This is a genomic window from Listeria sp. MAN/IMW/UF555 (assembly GCF_058684075.1).
In genome coordinates, this window is record NZ_JBZWZS010000001.1 from 698952 (window position 1) to 715385 (window position 16434).

The window sequence follows — 16434 nt, forward strand, 5'->3', positions numbered from 1 at the left end:
ATCTATTGTTTAATCCTAGCTACAAATTGAAATCTACTACCTACATATTGAGAACGTGTAAATTCAAATGGTCGACCATCTTCTAAAGTTGTAATCTGCCGAAGTTTCATAACCGGTGATCCGAGTTTCACATCAAGATATGGCGCAATTTTTTCTGATACTAAAGAAGCTTCCATCGTTTGTTCTGCTTCTCCGATTTTTTGACCAAGTTTTAATTCAATAGCTTTATAAAGGGAATCCATAATGTCTTCCTTTGTAAGCAGTGAAGCAATTTTTTCTGGAATGGCGGCAACTTCATAAAGAATTGGTACACGGTCGCCGTAACGAATCCGTTCAATTTTCATTACATTGCTGTTTTCTGGTAGTTGTAACGCTTCTTGTTCTTGCGTACTTGCCGGACGAATGCCATACGATACGATACGCGTTGAAGGAACTTTCCCTTCTTGCAACATCAAATTCGTAAAACTTGTAACAGCTTCTAGTCGTTCGGTTAATTTCTTTTCCGCAATAAAAGTCCCAGCGCCAACACGTCTTTGCAAAATATTATCATCGACTAGTCCTTGAATGGCTTGTCTTACTGTCATTCGGCTAACGTGAAACATTTCAGCAAGTTGACGTTCAGCTGGAATAGAAGTGCCAACTTTCCAGACACCATCTTCCATTTTCTTTTTAATTTCACTTTGAATCTGAATGTAAATCGGTATTCCTGATTGTTTATCGATCATTTCCCCGCCCTCTTCTTATAGAAGTGACGCCGCCTCGTTGTCAAGAATCACAGTAACATCTGGATGATTTTGAAGAACAGAAGCAGGACAATTCACATCTACAGGTCCTTTAATAGTTTCTTTGATTGCTTGTGCTTTGTTTTCACCAAAAGCAAGTAGGATAATTTTCTTCGCATTCATGATTGATTTAATTCCCATAGAATAAGCATGTGTTGGAACGTCTTCTTCTCTTTCAAAAAAGCGTTTGTTAGCTTCACGAGTAGAATCTGTTAAAACAACTTTATGTGTTAATGAATCAAAAGAAGTTCCTGGTTCATTAAAACCGATGTGGCCGTTTGTTCCAATTCCAAGCACTTGAATATCGATTGGGTGCTCAGATAAAATCCCTTCATAACGTGCGCATTCTGCTTCTGCGTCAGTCGCTTCCCCGTTTGGTAAGAAACTTTCTTTAAATGCTTTTTTAGAGAATAATAAGTCATTCATATAGTAATGATAACTGTTTGGGTCGTCTGCTGCAAGACCTACATATTCATCTAGGTTAGTTGTTGTTACATTTTTTGTGTCAACGTCACTTTTTACAAGCTCAGCGTAAAGTGTTTCTGGAGTGCTTCCTGTTGCTAGACCAAGTGTATTTACTTCACCTGATGTAATGCCTTTTTCAATAATTTCTAGTGCTTTTTTAGAACCTGCTAATTTATTTTCTGTTGTGATAAGTTGCATAATAATATCTTCCTCTCAAGAATGTTTTTTTCCGAATGAATATGTTGCTGTAATGTTTAAATCTTCATCTAGTAAGTTGAAATCTGCATCCTTACCAGCTTGGATTGCACCTTTTTGTGTTAAATTAAATTCGCGTGCTTGGTTACCAGAAGACATTAGAACTGCTTCTTCCACCGTGCATCCAGTAAATTTAATCATATTGCGGAAACCGTCGTCGTAAGTGAGTACACTCCCAGCTAAAGTTCCATCTTCTAAACGAGCTTGTTTATCTTTCACGATAACTGTTTGGCCGCCAAGTTCGGATTTTCCTTCTGGCATACCTTTTGCTCGCATCGAGTCAGTGATAATGCATAAATGTTCTGGGCCTTTCATTTGGTATGCTAATTTCACCATATCAGGGTGAACGTGAATACCATCAACAATTAATTCTGCATTAATACCTTTTTCGAGTAAAACATGACCTGGAACACCTGGTTCACGGTGAGTCATACGGTGACAGGCATTATATAAATGTGTCGCATGTGTCGCTTTACTTGTTTTTAAGTGTTCGCGCACATCGTTGGAGTGACCAATACTTGGAACAACTCCAAGTTCAAAACACAAGTTTTCAAAATCAGCTGAAGTATCGTGTTCTGGCGCGTAGGTAACTAATTTAATTAAGCCACCAGAAATATCAAACCACTTCTTGAAAAGTTCCAAGTCAGGCGCTTGAATGTATTCTTCTGGTTGCGCTCCTTTGAAGACTTTAGATACAAATGGACCTTCAAGATGAATCCCGCCAATTACAGGTTCAGTTTGAGCGACTTCATTAATAACTTTTAAAGCTTTTTCAATATTTTCATGTGATTGAGTCATTGTTGTTGGGAAGTAAGTAGTGATACCTTCGTTTAACATACCATTCACTTGTTTTTTAAGTGCTTCAGGATCTGCATCCATTGCGTCAAAACTATAACCACCATGAGAATGGACATCAATGAAACCAGGAACTAACTTTTGTCCTTTTGCATCGATTACTTCTTCTGCTTTTTCCGCTTGAAAGTCAGTCATTGAGCCAACTTCTAAAATTTGTTTATCAAATCGTACAAAAGCATTTTCTAGAACACCTTTACCAGTATAAATTGTAGCGTTAGTAATTACTTTATTAGTCATTACGTATTGCCTCCTCGTTAAATCGGTCTATACCAATTATTATAGCATGTATCCATTAAAATGCAACTTATCTTTTCCTATTTACCCGAAAAAAAGTAAAGTAACCAAAAAACTACTTCGCTTGCAGAAAGCTTTATAGCACAAAAAAACGCGGAACATAAGTTCCGCGTTTTTTTGTTTTATTTGTCTTCTTCTTCTTTTTTCTCTAATTCTGGAATAAGCACTTCTTTTTCTTCTTCTGGTTGTTCTTTAGCAGCCTCTTTTTCAAGTTCATTTAACTGATCTTCCATAGAAGCTTTTTCTGGTTTCTTGAAATTTTGTTTTTCGCGTTCAATAATTTCATCTACCATTGTTGTGAAATTTTGGGCTTTGTCTTTAATAATCTCTTTGCTTTTCTTGGTTTTCTTTTCTAGTTCATCCATTAGATCATCAAAAGATTGGGAAAGTTCTTTGCTCATATCAGCTTTCTTTTCAGCTTCTTCAGCTAAGTCGCGTTGTTTTTGAGCTTCATGATAATCACTTACGCTACCCCAGCTCATATCATGGATAACTTTGTCCATTTTTTCGGAAGTTTCTGTTGCATTTTTTTCAGCCATTTCAGCTAGATGTTGTGTTTTAAGGTTTTTCCATTTTAAGCGCATTTCGTGCATGCGTAGTTCTAATTTTTCAAGTTGTTCAGAAGCTTGGTCATAATGAGATTTAGTTGCTTTTAATTGTTCTTCATATTGAGCTACTTCTTCTAATGCAAAGTCAGCTAATTTAGTTTCACCAGCTTCTTTTGCAATTTCAGCTTGATGACGGCGTTTCTCTACATAAACTTCCATTTCTTTGTATTCTTTATAGAAAAGAGATTTCAGTTCGCGTTGTTTTTCTACCATGCGTTCTGCGTCTTTCATTTCTTGTTTTGTTTTATCCATATAGTAACTTACCGAATTACGACGTTTTTCTTCACGTTTTTCGATTTTTTCACTTACTTCTTTATTCCATTGTTTCATTTTTTCAAAAAGGTTTGCCATTTTTTTCTCCTCCAATTATTTATTGTATGGGTAGTCGAATACATCATCATTTTTTCTAGGTTTATTTTTATTTCTAGTTAGGAAGTAAATGATTGCTCCAATGATTGCAACAACCAGGATTCCTTTTAAGTTAGCTAGAATGATTAAGGCACCTACGCCGATTAATACACTATAAACGATTTTTTCACCTACAGACCTTGCTTCGAGTAGTTTCTTAAGTGACCAAAAGCCGAGCACTGCGCCAATAGTTGCCATAATTGCTGGCCATAAGACGATAAGTATCATTGCTAAGAGTAAAACTATTAATACGCCAATCAAAATCGCTCTCATCTGTCTACCTCCTTATTTCCAAGTGTAGCTGAAATATTTTTCTTTTATTACTGTACCTATCATAACGCTATGTATCAAGTATAAGAACCCACTGTAGAAGGAAATTCACCTACAACTTGAGTCCTATTATCTAACTACAGGATAACATATTAAGAAATGTTTAACGAACAAAAAACAGCTTGCTTCTCGTGTAACACAAGATACAAACTGCTTTTTGGCTATTTTATTTTTTCTTCATATTGAAGAGATGAAACTCCGCCTTCAGAAATCATATTGTTTTCCTCTAGCTCTGTTTCTGAGATTTCTTTGTCCGCATAGCGTGTTCTAATATCATTTACTTCATCAAAAGGCGTGGGTGGCTGTTGCTTTTTCACCACATAAATTGCAGCACAAGCTACTACACCCGCAACAGCTCCAGCAATAATTCCTACTTTATTTTTCACACTATCAACCTCCTCTTGAAATCCACTATTTTATTCCCTAAAAAAAGCGAGATAAAACAAAAACGAGTTTGCGTGATGCAAACTCGTTTCGACATTAGAATCCAGAAAAAGTGCTTTTTGGTTTACGAATAAAACATAGCATTGCCGCAATAACGAAAAGTAAAGCGGGAATGAAACCAATAAGTGCAGTGGATAAAAGTGACACAATACCGGCTGCTAAGAATAAAAATCCAGCAAGTATTGGTTTTTTATTTTTCATAATATAGTAAATGCCTGCTGCTCCAACAATTAAAGTGATTATCCCGCCAGAAAGTGCAGTCCAAGATAATGTATGTACAAAATCAAAGATACGATCCGGGTCCGGTATCTCATCTTTAGGAATTTCCCATTCGGTAACAGTTTGGTAGTAGTTATTGTAATAAGTTGTTAAGCCTTCTTTTCCTTTTGAGCCATTTACAAGTAATAGACCAATAACAGCAATAGCTGCTTGCATAAGTACACTAAAAATAAGTCCAATAATAGCGAGAACTATCTCACCAGTTCGTTTAATCATGAAAATATGCCTCCGTTTCTTCGCTTATTTTTCCAGTATACTATATGTCTTAGTGAGAATAAACTATTTAAATATTAGAAAAAGAAGACTAGTCGTGCGTTTTGCTTTAAAAAAATGTATAATTTGTTCATAACGAAATTTAAAGGGGCGTAAAATAATGCTAAAGCGCGTGTTCTTCTCGATTGTCTTACCTTTAGGGTGTTTAGTTGGAGCAATTTTTATTTTACTTACGATTAACACGACATATCCAAAAGCAGCTAATGATGCTATTCCAACTATATTTATACATGGTTACCGAGGAACTGATCGCTCACTTCATGGAATGATACGACGCTTCGACCAAAAATATAATTGGGGCACAGAGTCATTAACAGTAAATGTAAGTCCAGACGGAAGCATTTCTACTACTGGTACTTATAGTAAAAATGAAAAAAATCCGTTAATTAATATTGTTTTTGAAGATAACCGAGCAACCCTTCCTCAGCAATCGATGTGGACAAAAAAAGTAATGTCCTATTTACAAAAAAATTATGACATCAAAAAATTCAATGCAATTGGTCACTCAATGGGTGGCGGTGCTTGGGTTTCCTATTTAGCATCTTATGAAAAAAACAAATCTTATCCACAAGTAAATAAAATTGTTTTTCTCGCAGTACCTTTTTACCCAGAAGAATATGTAAATGGAGATCAGCAAGTGGACATTAAAAATGCCAATAACGTTCATGCTAAGTTTGCTCAAAAAATGGCCAAAGTATTACCTAATAATACGGAAATTATGATTATCGGTGGCGACTTAGAAGACGGCTCAAACAGTGATGGCGAAGTCAAATTAAATAGCGTCTTATATGGTCAAAAGTTATTTGCACATCAGAAAGTCATTACTCACGTTATTAAAGGTCCCAAAGCAACCCATAGTAGCATGCATGAATCCACTGTCGTTGATAAGTATGTCGGTCAATTTTTATGGGGGCAGAAATAAAAGTTAAAGGATGTTTCGAATGAAAAAAGTTATACTCACGATTATCATCTTAGCCATTATAATTACAGGCTTTGGGATAATTTTCCTTCAGTTTGAACCTACTAAAAAAGCTGCTAAAGAACCTACTAACGCTACTGCACAAAAATCTTCCAAAAAAGCTAAAAATCCAGTTTCAGAAATTGCTGTACCAACGCTTTTTGTTCATGGCTATTCAGGGACAGCTAATTCATTTAAAGGCATGATTAATCGCCTTGCTGATGATGGTATCGTAACAGAATCACTTGTTATGACTGTTGCTGCTGATGGAAGTGTGAGCACAAAAGGAAGTTACGATAAATTTAGTCATAATCCAACTATCCAAGTCATTTTTGAGGATAATAAAAGTTCGATGGTTAATCAAGCTCAGTGGATACAAAATGTGATGAAAGAGTTAAAAAATAACTATCATATTGAAAAAGTAGATGCGGTTGGGCATTCAATGGGTGGAGTTAGCCTAACGAGTTATATTGAGAAAGTTGGTAGTGATAAAGCCTATCCAGTTCTTGAAAATCTAGTTTTAATTGGCGCCCCGCTTAATGGGCTAGTCGTTGGTGATAATGGTGTAACTGCCTATGATTTAACGGATGAAGGACCAAAACAGTCCTCTGAGCGTTATAGTGAATTTATGAAAAACAAACAAAAAATCCCTACTAATGTACAAGTATTAAATATCGCCGGTGATATGCTAGATGGAACCAAAAGCGATGGTAGTGTATCGGTCGCAAGCGCGCTCTCTGGTAAATTTATTTTTGAAGGACAAGCCAAAAGTTACGAAGAAAAAATCTTTACTGGAAAAAAAGCAGCTCACAGTAAACTACATGAAAATACAGATGTAGATGCCAAAGTAGCTAATTTTTTATGGGGAACTGAAAAAGTAGATTAAGCATTAAGCTTAATCTACTTTTTTCTTACGTCCAAATATAGTTCTTTTTTGAATATCTTCAGAATTTCGTACGTCTAGAATATCCAGTAAGAATACAAATACTGGGATACCAACAATTAAGCCCCATACGCCAAAGAAAGTTTCTGAAAAAATTAAAATGATAAAGGTATAAAATACAGGTAAATTCGTTTTGGAAGACATTAGTTTTGGATTTAAAATATATGTTTCAATCGCATGAACGATAACTACCGTAATTAAAATATAAACGACATCTTGAAAACCACCAACAGAGTAAGCAATAAGAACGAGTGGAACACACGAGATAATTACACCAGCAACGGGAATTAACCCTAATACAAACACCATTATGGATAGACTAAGAAGTTGGGGAAAATTCATTAAATATAGTGCTATCGTTGTAATGATTGTATTAACAAGCGCAATCATCAATTGTGCCTCTAACACCACCCCGAAAGTCGCAACAAATTTTTTCCCAAAAAACGCTGCTTCTTTAAAAATAAAGCCTACTTTACTTGTTAAAAATTGCCCTGTAAAAGAAGTTACCCGTTCTTTTTCTAAAGAGAAAAACAAACTAAGGATTAAAGCTAAGAAAAACGATAATCCAACCGAACCGATTCCAGAAAGTGAAGCAATAATAAAGTCAACACCAGTTTGGAGGTATTTTTGAATATTCGATTCCTTCAAAAATCCGACAATCCACTGCACAATTTTATTATCACTTGGGTTATTATAAATTTTTACAAGAGAGTCTACAAGTTGCGATATTTGGTCAATTAAAATTGGTAAGAAATGAACAATTGCAACATATAAAAACATTGCTACTAAACAATATAAAACGATAACGATTAATTTTCGTGGTATTCGTATTCTTTTTAAAATTACATTTTCTAATCGCGTAACTAAAAATGCAAAGATAAATGTTAATAATATTAAATCTATCATGCTTCTAAGTAAATATAATACAATCCCTAGAAGAACAAACACTAGCACCCGTCTTGCCGTGTCATTTTCTTTTAGCTTCTCCAACCAATTCATTTCCTCACCAGCCCTTTTCTTTCTTCATTTTATCATAAATTAGTTAAATAGGGTTTACAAAAAAATTTTTCTTCTGTAGAATAGAACCAATCATCCTACCTTTAGAAAGGGGCGTTTTTTTGTGGTAGAAAAAATTGAGCGGAAATCTTTAGCTGAGCAAGTCTATGATCAGATAAAAGCTGAAATTACTAGTGGCGCTTGGAAAATCGGCGAACGAATTCCTAAAGAAGCTGATTTAATGACTCAGTTTGGCATCAGTCGAAATACGTTACGTGAAGCAATTCGTGCGTTGGTCCATATTGGTTTACTTGAAACAAAGCAAGGAGACGGAACTTTTGTACGCAATAATAGTGAACTTCATGCTATTATGCAAAAACGAGTGCGAGAATCCTCTGTGCAAGAAATTCTAGAAATGAGGCATGCGCTAGACCGAGAAGCAGTTATTTTAGCTTGTGAACGGCGCACAGATGAAGATTTAAAAATGCTAAAAAAATATAAGCAACTTTGCTATTTAGCTAATAAAGATAATGATGTAACTGCCTTTGTAAAAGCTGACTCAGCTCTTCATCTAACAATTGTAAAGGCAGCGCACAATGATTTATTATTAGATATGTATGTAAATATTTTAGAGGAAATACAGTTTTCGATTACGAGTACAACAGAAATGAATCCTGCTGTTAATAAGCATAATGGCCATGCAACTCTTGTATCAGCGATCGAAAAACGAGATAAAGAAGGAGCAGCACATGAAGTAACTGAGTATATCACGCTCTTCAAACAAATTGCTGCTAAGAATGGAGATAACAAATGAATTCAGATTTAACAAATAAAAAAATCCTGACGCGTTCAAGTCGGGTGATGCTTATTGTCGGCATTATTTTAATTGCAGCAAACTTGCGTGCACCAATTACGTCAGTTGGACCTTTACTTGGAATGATTCAATCAGATTTACATTTAACAAACACGATGGCAGGATTACTAACGACGATACCACTACTTGCTTTTGCTGGTTTATCCCCTTTTGTTTCGAAATTAAGTCGTTCACTAGGGATAGAAGTACTTATTTTTATCGCACTTTTAACTCTTGTTATTGGTAGTTTACTTCGACCTTTTGGAGGAGAATTCTATTTATTTGCTGGAACATTTATGATTGGACTTGCTATTGCAGTGGGAAATGTGATTTTACCTAGTTTGATTAAGAAGGAGTTTCCTTTTAAATTAGGATTAATGACTGGAGTATATTCGATTTCAATGAATTTATGTGCGGCACTTGCTGCTGGTTTGACGGTTCCGATAGCTATGAATAATAAATTCAGCTGGCATGGAAGTATGGTTTTTTGGGCAATGCTGGGTGTTTTAGCGTTAGTTATCTGGCTACCACAGTTAAGATATAACCAACGCAGCTCAGAAAAAATTGCCACACATTTAGTTACTACTTCGGTGTGGAAGTCCCCTCTTGCTTGGAAAATTTCATTATATATGGGTTCACAGTCCGCGATTTTTTATATTTCGATTGCTTGGTTACCGAATATTTTAGCAGATCAAGGATTATCAAGTACTTCTAGCGGTCTTATGCTCTCACTAATGCAGTTTGCTGTTATGCCGATTACATTTATTATTCCTATTATAGCTGGACGAATGAAAAATCAGCAATTGCTCGTTGGGATTTCTGTTTTATTATTCATGATTGGGATTTTTGGGATTATGTTCGCTTCTGGTAATCTATTTATTTTAGCTACTGCGATTATTTTATATGGGATTGGTTCGGGGATGTCATTTAGTCTTTCGATGATGTTCTTTAATTTGCGAACAACAAGCGCTACCGAATCGGCGGATTTATCTGGAATGGCGCAATCAATAGGTTATTTGTTTGCTGCTTCCGGTCCAATATTATTTGGTACACTCCATGATGCTCTTGGCAGTTGGCAACCAACGTTATATGTTCTGATTGGCATTACCCTAATTATGCTATATTGCGGCCTAGATGCTGGACGCAATAAATTTCTCTTTCCACAGAAAAAGTGATTTTTGCGCATGAAAAAACTAGTGCGGAAAAAGGGAGTAAACCGCACTAGCTAAAAGGGAGTTTGGGATTTTCATTCTAAAAAGGGAAAGAAATGAAAATGTTTTGCTTGTTGTTAGCTTATACATATAATAACTTTCCTAAAAAAGAATGTGCTGAAAGAAAGATGAAAATTTCATGAGAGTTTAAAAAAGTTTTTCTCAGTTTTTTCCTCTTAGTCTTTCTAGCTTTTCCGCAATACGTTTTTTCATTTCATCAGTTTCTTGGGGGTGTTTCATTATTTCATTTGTTTCTGAAATAGTGACGACATCCCCTTCTTTTATAGAGGAATCAAGTTCTTCTTGATTTACTAACCATTCTGTATGGTTAGGTTCGATTAGAAAAACGGCTTTTCCATCCTCTATACGATCTAATATTGCTTTTTTCACCCTTTTCACCTACTTTGTTACGGCAAGGCCTTGTTCTTTAATTTGGCGCACAATTCCATCACCAATGCCGTTAATTTTTTTCAATTCATCTATGGACTGATACGGGCGCTCGGCAATGATTTTTTCTGCCAGCGCTGGGCCAATAAGTGGTAATAGTTGTAATTCTTCACTAGATGCTGAATTCAGATTAATACTTTCAGGCAATTCTTCTGATGTGGCATCTTCTGTTTTTTGTGTATTATTTTCTTTGTTATAGCTGCTACCGGGCTTAGGGGTGCCTTCTTTTTCGGTTTGGACATGAATTTTTTCGCCGTCAGTTTCGATTATAACTGTTCCATTCACATCTGTCCCGTAAGTTTTAATATCTCGTTCTTTTAACCATTCCAATACTTCTACATGTGGATGTCCATAACTGTTGGCCATTTCAGCGGAGTAGACCGCCACTTGAGGTTTCACTTTATCTAAGAAAAAAGGTTGATTGGAAGTGGATGAACCGTGGTGTCCTAAATCTAAAATATCTGCTTCTAAATTGGCGCCACTATCTGCCATTTCTCGTTCCCGCCCTTTTTCCGCATCACCTGTGAAAATGGCAGAAATATCTTTGTATGTCATTTTGACTGCAATGGAGTCATTATTGGCATCGTTTTGAAGTTTATCTGGGCTTAGGACTTCTATATCAAATGGACCAAAAGTCGCTTTATCACCGCGTCTTGGTTCTTTATATTTCGCATTTGAGGCCAGTGCTGCATCAATTACTTTCTCATAAATACTGCTTGAAAAAGTTAAGCCATCCATCCAAATTTCTTTCGGTTTATATGTAGCAATGACTTTGTCGGCATTACCAATATGGTCGGCATGTGGATGTGTCAGTAATAGCAAATCTAGCTTTTTTATATTTGCTTCTTTTAAATAAGTTAAAATCCGGTCATCATCTTGTCGACCAGTATCAATCAAAATAGTCGTACCGTCTTCTGCTTGAATAAGTGTACTATCCCCTTGACCAACATCAAAAAAAGTAAAGCTTGCACCATTTAAGGTTTTTTCTGTGATGTTAGATGGTTTAGTAGATGGTTCTGAAAAACTACAACCGCTTAAAAATATCGCGATTAAACTAATACAAATTACTAATTTCTTTGTCATCGTTCTCCTCCTGCTCTCTTAGTAGAATAGCAAAGGAATAGAGAACAGTAAAGCTTTTAAAACAAAAACCGCATGAAATCAAAATCGATTTACACGCGGCAATTTATGTTGTATTCATTTCACTTTTTCTTTAAAGGAAAAGGATACTTCTTCCGTTTTTGGTTCATAGTCAATTTTCCAGTCGTGGTCTTTGAAATACCAATAATCATGATCTTCAATAAAGAAAGTTAAGTCTTCTTTCTTTTCAGCGACTGCTGCTTCTTGCGGTTTTTCGGCAGCTAAACCGATAGAGAAACCAGGATGCAAGGAACTATTAGAACCACCATATTTGGCAAAAAGTCGAATTCCATTACCATCAGCTACATCAAATTCATCATGAAACCATTTATTTGCTTGGTCCGTTACCTCGATATTCATACTTTTCACTCCTCGTTTCCATTTTTTGTACGTATTGATTATTACTCAAGAATAGCAGATTTTACATCGAATTTCACTTTTTCTGCTTTTTGTTATGCAGTTAGTATACCTCTTTCTAATAAAATTCAAACCACTATGTATTAAAACAACCTTAAAATAAGGATATTGTACTATAACAGATTTGAGATAAAAAAACTGTGTGAGAAATAAATCCCACACAGTTTTGATTACATCTTATTCTAATGGAGCTTTTCCAAGGAATGCTTTGAACATCCAGATATGTTTGTCAATGCTAGCTTTAAAAGCAATTAGCATATCGTTTGTTACATCGTCGCCTTCTTTGTCAGTTAGCTCAATGCCTTGTTTATATTCGTCTCTAAGTAATTCTAATGTACCAACTAGGTCTTCCATTAATTGATCCATAGTTTTAGGTTTTGTATAAGGAGCTTCTTCCACACTCGCATTTTCTAAAAACTCTTTTAAAGTGGAGAATGGGCTTCCACCAATGGCAAGTAAACGTTCTGCTACTTCATCCATTTGTTCGCCGAATTCGCTATATAAATCATCCATTTTTTCATGTAAAGTGAAGAAGTTGTGGCCTCTCATATACCAATGAATTTGATGAATTTTTACTGTGAATACGTTTAAATTCGCTACTTGATGATTCAAAAATTCCTTTGTGTCTACTGAGTTGATTGTTTTCATAATTATCTTCCTCCTATTTTATAATGATTATCACTTAATAATAAGTATAATCTATTTCCACTACAATGTCCAGTGTGGAAACCATCACAAAGTATTTACCACTGATATGATTTTTTAAACATCTATTAATGTTTTCTCATTATTTATCTCTTCTTTTATGATAGAATAAAAATGAGATTTACACAACTAGGAGGATAGACAATGGAAAATTATTCTCACCGCTTTCAGGTGAACTTGGCTGGTATGATTGACATTCTCTCTAATCATCTTTATGACGAAAAAGATGTTTATATTCGAGAATTATTACAGAATGCTACAGATGCAATTAGAGCTAGGAAGAAAATAGAGCCTACTTTAAATGGAAAAATCCATGTTTCATTATCTGGTGAAAAAAACAACAAAACTTTAATTTTAGAGGATAATGGGATTGGTTTAACGGAAGATGAAGTCCATGCCTTCCTTGCAACTATTGCTAATTCATCTAAAGGTGAAAAAAACTTTGATGGTCAAGATACCAATGATTTTATTGGTCGCTTTGGGATCGGTTTACTTTCTTGTTTTATTGTTAGCGATGAGATTGTAATGATTTCTACCTCACAAAAAAACGGAGAAACGACTGAATGGCATGGAAAAGCTGATGGTACTTATTCTGTCCGTAAAATTAAAACCGAAAAACGCGAACCTGGTACTCAAGTTTATTTACGGTTGCGTCCTCATATGGATGAACACCCTGAATGCGAGGAAACGGAATACTTGATTAATACATTAAAAAAATACGGTTCTTCTTTAGAAAGCGCCATTTTAATAGAAGCAGATGGTTATGAACAAGAGATTAACTCGTGGACCAAGCAGTTTGCTGATAAAGAAATACTGTTCAGTCTTCCGAGGGAGCAAATTCTTCGCTACGGGGAACATTTACTCGGCACGCGCTTTCAAGATTATTTCTTAATTGAAAATGAATCTGGACGTACTTTTGGAATTGCTTTTATGATTCCTTATACGGTGCAAATGAATGCGGTGCGCAAACAAACGGTATTTTTAAACAATATGTATGTGACGAGCGAAGCGAATAACGTTCTTCCTAACTGGGCTTTTTTTGCTGAATGTATACTTTGGACAGATGAGCTTCAGCCAGTCGCTTCACGGGAATCTTTTTATAAAAATGAGCGCCTTGAAATCGTATCTAAGGAGCTAGGTGTGGCGCTAAAAAAAGGAATTGAAACGTTACCTGAGAGCGCACTAACAAAATTATTATCGACGCATTATCTTGGTTTTAAAGCATTGGCTAGTGAAGATGCGCCATTTTTAAAATTAATTTATTCTTATCTGCCGTTTAAAACTTTGAATGGTGAAGAAAAATTAGCAGATATAATGAAAGAAACGACGACAATCTACTATACTTTTTCGGTGGACGATTTTAGACAGATAACTGATATTGCTCGCTCTAGTGGTATGACATTGATTAATGGCGGTTACTCCTACGATACACCGATTTTAACGATGCTAAATCATTTAGTGGATGAAGCTGAGTTTATTTTAATTCAACCAGAGGAAATCACCAATAAATTGTTACCGATGTCTGCTGAAGAAGAAGTAACTTATCAACCAATCCTAGCTGAAATGAATAAAATGATGGCGGAATTTGATGCCGATATAACAATTAAGCATTTTGAACCTAAAACGCTCCCTATTATTTTTATACATTCTGCCGCTACACAGGCAAGCAGAGAACTGGAACGCTCTTTAGAAGAAACAAGTTCTGTTTTCAGTGATATTTTAGAGAGTATTCAGCAAGAACAAGCCCCTGCTCCACTTGCCCATTTGTATTTAAATTTAGATAATGAGCTTATAAAAAAACTTTTCACGTCTGGTAAATCTATTAATGAGTTATCGGTGATTGTTAATGTTCTTTATATTCAGGCTTTACTGCTAGGACATTACCCGCTCAAACGGAAAGAAATGGAATTAATGAATCAAAATATGTTACGAATCTTAGAAATGCTATAGGAGGAAAAAAATGGATTATTTGAACGATATTGAAGAAGCTTGGGGTATGGACGACAATGCTGAAAAAGTGAAAATTCTTGAACGCGCCATTGCAAGTGCAGATATGTATAACGATGTAGAAAATGGTATTGAGGCACGCGATATGCTGATTGATACTTGCTTAACTGCCGGATTTCCAAAAAAACAATTACAAGCCTTTAGTTGGTTAGTAAAAAAATGGGAAGATGATGCGGCATATATTGACGCTTACGATCTACTTTGGAAATATAAATGGATTAGCGAACATGTCCCAACTTTTGATGAAGTATCCAAAGCGCAAATAGACGGGCTTTTGAATGATATGAAAGTAAAATTCGAACAGCAAAATTATTCCTTACGCCCTTACTATAAAGTTTGTACCCTTGCTGCCATTCGAATGGGCGAAAAAGACAAGGCAGAAGAACTCTTTGAAAAATGGAATAACACCAAAGCAGATTATTTAAATGACTGCCCTGCTTGCGAAACAAATGATAAAGTTCATTATTACTGTTTTATCAAAGATTTTGAAAAAGCGAAGAAAGCTGCTGCTCCAATTATTAAAGGGAAACAGAGCTGCGCAGAAGTCCCTCATTTAACTTATGGAAATATGGCTTTAGCGTATTTGGAACTTGGTGATGAAAAAATGGCGCAAGAATGTTTTGATAAAGGCTACCCTCTTGTGGAGAAAGAAAGTTCATTAATTCCACCACTTAGCCATTTGCTTAAGTATCTAGTGCTTACAAACCAAACTGAAAAGGCTAGAGAAGTCATTGATGCGAATAAAGAAATCGTCCTTAAATCAGAAAGCGGACTAGATCGATTATTATTTTTACAAGCTGCTTATCCTCTTTTGGATCGTGAAACAGAAGCAGACTTGGTGGAAATAGCCGAAACTTTAACCGCAAAATTTGATGCACGAAATGAAAATAGTTATTATCAAGAGCGTTTGAAGTAACATTTGGAACATAGCTAGTTTTTCTAGTTATGTTCTTTTATTTGCGCTATTTGGTATTTTTTAGGATAATACAGGAAGGAGTTGAAGATGATGACGATTTGGGTTAGGAACGGGAATAACGCTGCAACTGAGCAAGAGATTTCTGCAAAAGAAACGGAACTAGGTTTATTCTTACCAGCTGAATATAAAGAGCTGCTTTTGAAGCAAAATGGTGGATTGATTCGAAAAAACCATTTTCCAACGAACGAGCCAACGTCTTACGGTCTTGATGTCGCGGAAATTTATTATTTAGCTAGTTTAAATGAATTATTAACGGACATTCCGGAACAAAATGATGTCGATCTTGCAGGAAAACAAGTTTATTTTCACCGAGATGAATCGCGCTATATCGGTTTTTCCTATCCAGATGATAAGTCTCTGCCTAGCATTATATATGTTGATTTTGAAACGCTACAGACCTTAGTTGTATCAGAAAACATGGCTGAGTTTTTGGAGGCACTATATTTCAGCCCCTTCCCAGTAGATTTCGCGGAACAATTTCCAGTAAAAAAACTAGACCAAATTCTTGCTTCAAGTAATGTCAAAAAAACCAAGCAATTACTAGAGTTATTAGAGGATTATCCAGATAAAAAATGGTATTTAGAAACACTCATTCGTTTACTTCAAAAGAACGAAATCCCCTATAATATAGTCGTCTATCAATCCTTTGAAAATCAATTGCTCTATTTCCGGAGAAAACTTGTTCCTGAACTTGTGGAAAAGATTTTCGCGATGCTTAAGGACAGTGATGGAATAGATCAAAGTGCTACTACTGAATTATATAAAGAGTGGGAATAAGGAGGAATTCA

The 16434-nt window shown here is 35.5% G+C and carries 19 protein-coding genes; 7 read left to right on the forward strand and 12 right to left on the reverse strand.

Translation table 11 applies throughout. From position 1 onward, the window contains the following. Positions 1-2: 2 nt before the first annotated feature. From AC4PG8_RS03490 to AC4PG8_RS03520, 7 genes are all read right to left on the reverse strand, one after another. Positions 3-725, reverse strand: coding sequence for a GntR family transcriptional regulator (locus AC4PG8_RS03490; protein WP_003771201.1), 723 nt, complete (start codon positions 723-725; stop codon positions 3-5). A 15-nt stretch (positions 726-740) separates the two neighbouring features. After that, a complete protein-coding gene (gene nagB, locus AC4PG8_RS03495; protein WP_003761431.1) occupies positions 741-1445 on the reverse strand; it encodes a glucosamine-6-phosphate deaminase in 705 nt (234 codons plus the stop codon). A gap of 15 nt (positions 1446-1460) precedes the next feature. After that, positions 1461-2594 carry an N-acetylglucosamine-6-phosphate deacetylase gene (gene nagA / locus AC4PG8_RS03500; protein ID WP_003761429.1) on the reverse strand — a complete coding sequence of 378 codons (1134 nt, stop codon included), beginning with the start codon at positions 2592-2594 and terminating at the stop codon, positions 1461-1463. Positions 2595-2773: 179 nt separating this feature from the next. Continuing rightward, positions 2774-3610, reverse strand: a complete 837-nt coding sequence (locus AC4PG8_RS03505) for a PspA/IM30 family protein (RefSeq protein ID WP_185520473.1) — start codon at positions 3608-3610, stop codon at positions 2774-2776. Positions 3611-3625: 15 nt separating this feature from the next. Then, the gene (locus tag AC4PG8_RS03510; RefSeq protein WP_492170027.1) at positions 3626-3940 is read right to left on the reverse strand and encodes a lmo0954 family membrane protein; all 315 of its coding nucleotides are present in this window, start codon (positions 3938-3940) and stop codon (positions 3626-3628) included. 218 nt (positions 3941-4158) lie between these two features. After that, the gene (locus AC4PG8_RS03515; RefSeq protein ID WP_003761424.1) at positions 4159-4383 is read right to left on the reverse strand and encodes a hypothetical protein; all 225 of its coding nucleotides are present in this window, start codon (positions 4381-4383) and stop codon (positions 4159-4161) included. A gap of 94 nt (positions 4384-4477) precedes the next feature. Further along, a complete protein-coding gene (locus AC4PG8_RS03520) occupies positions 4478-4936 on the reverse strand; it encodes a DUF4064 domain-containing protein (protein ID WP_185322057.1) in 459 nt (152 codons plus the stop codon). 157 nt (positions 4937-5093) lie between these two features. Between AC4PG8_RS03520 and AC4PG8_RS03525 the strand changes: the two genes are divergently transcribed. Then, positions 5094-5915 (forward strand): alpha/beta hydrolase, encoded by an 822-nt coding sequence (locus AC4PG8_RS03525; protein ID WP_185482518.1) that lies wholly within the window; start codon positions 5094-5096, stop codon positions 5913-5915. Between the two features lie 19 nt (positions 5916-5934). After that, on the forward strand, positions 5935-6837 hold the full coding sequence (locus AC4PG8_RS03530) for an alpha/beta hydrolase (RefSeq protein ID WP_185510380.1): 903 nt from the start codon (positions 5935-5937) through the stop codon (positions 6835-6837). A gap of 9 nt (positions 6838-6846) precedes the next feature. Here the strand turns inward: AC4PG8_RS03530 and AC4PG8_RS03535 are convergent, their stop codons facing one another. Beyond that, positions 6847-7893 carry an AI-2E family transporter gene (locus AC4PG8_RS03535; protein WP_003761417.1) on the reverse strand — a complete coding sequence of 349 codons (1047 nt, stop codon included), beginning with the start codon at positions 7891-7893 and terminating at the stop codon, positions 6847-6849. A 121-nt stretch (positions 7894-8014) separates the two neighbouring features. Between AC4PG8_RS03535 and AC4PG8_RS03540 the strand changes: the two genes are divergently transcribed. Continuing rightward, complete coding sequence (locus tag AC4PG8_RS03540; protein ID WP_492170028.1) at positions 8015-8704, forward strand: FadR/GntR family transcriptional regulator; 690 nt, start codon at positions 8015-8017, stop codon at positions 8702-8704. Beyond that, on the forward strand, positions 8701-9918 hold the full coding sequence (locus AC4PG8_RS03545; RefSeq protein WP_003771190.1) for a CynX/NimT family MFS transporter: 1218 nt from the start codon (positions 8701-8703) through the stop codon (positions 9916-9918). Before AC4PG8_RS03540 ends, AC4PG8_RS03545 begins: the two co-directional genes overlap by 4 nt. 198 nt (positions 9919-10116) lie before the next feature. Here AC4PG8_RS03545 and AC4PG8_RS03550 read toward each other — a convergent pair whose 3' ends face one another. The 4 genes from AC4PG8_RS03550 to fri form a co-directional block, all read right to left on the reverse strand. Then, positions 10117-10344: a DUF3006 domain-containing protein gene (locus tag AC4PG8_RS03550; RefSeq protein WP_003761410.1), complete on the reverse strand. Its 228-nt coding sequence runs from the start codon at positions 10342-10344 to the stop codon at positions 10117-10119. Between the two features lie 9 nt (positions 10345-10353). Then, positions 10354-11484, reverse strand: coding sequence for an MBL fold metallo-hydrolase (locus tag AC4PG8_RS03555; RefSeq protein WP_492170029.1), 1131 nt, complete (start codon positions 11482-11484; stop codon positions 10354-10356). A gap of 114 nt (positions 11485-11598) precedes the next feature. After that, positions 11599-11901, reverse strand: a complete 303-nt coding sequence (locus tag AC4PG8_RS03560; RefSeq protein WP_003761406.1) for a HesB/YadR/YfhF family protein — start codon at positions 11899-11901, stop codon at positions 11599-11601. Between the two features lie 234 nt (positions 11902-12135). Then, entirely contained in the window at positions 12136-12606 is a 471-nt protein-coding gene (gene fri, locus AC4PG8_RS03565; protein ID WP_003761404.1) for a non-heme iron-binding ferritin Fri, read from the reverse strand. A 201-nt stretch (positions 12607-12807) separates the two neighbouring features. Here fri and AC4PG8_RS03570 point away from each other — a divergent pair, with 201 nt between their 5' ends. The 3 genes from AC4PG8_RS03570 (at position 12808) to AC4PG8_RS03580 (ending at position 16423) form a co-directional block, all read left to right on the forward strand. After that, complete coding sequence (locus tag AC4PG8_RS03570) at positions 12808-14613, forward strand: HSP90 family protein (RefSeq protein WP_160464016.1); 1806 nt, start codon at positions 12808-12810, stop codon at positions 14611-14613. Between the two features lie 10 nt (positions 14614-14623). Beyond that, the gene (locus tag AC4PG8_RS03575; RefSeq protein WP_492170030.1) at positions 14624-15586 is read left to right on the forward strand and encodes a hypothetical protein; all 963 of its coding nucleotides are present in this window, start codon (positions 14624-14626) and stop codon (positions 15584-15586) included. A 90-nt stretch (positions 15587-15676) separates the two neighbouring features. After that, positions 15677-16423, forward strand: coding sequence for an SMI1/KNR4 family protein (locus AC4PG8_RS03580; protein ID WP_492170031.1), 747 nt, complete (start codon positions 15677-15679; stop codon positions 16421-16423). Positions 16424-16434: the final 11 nt, after the last annotated feature.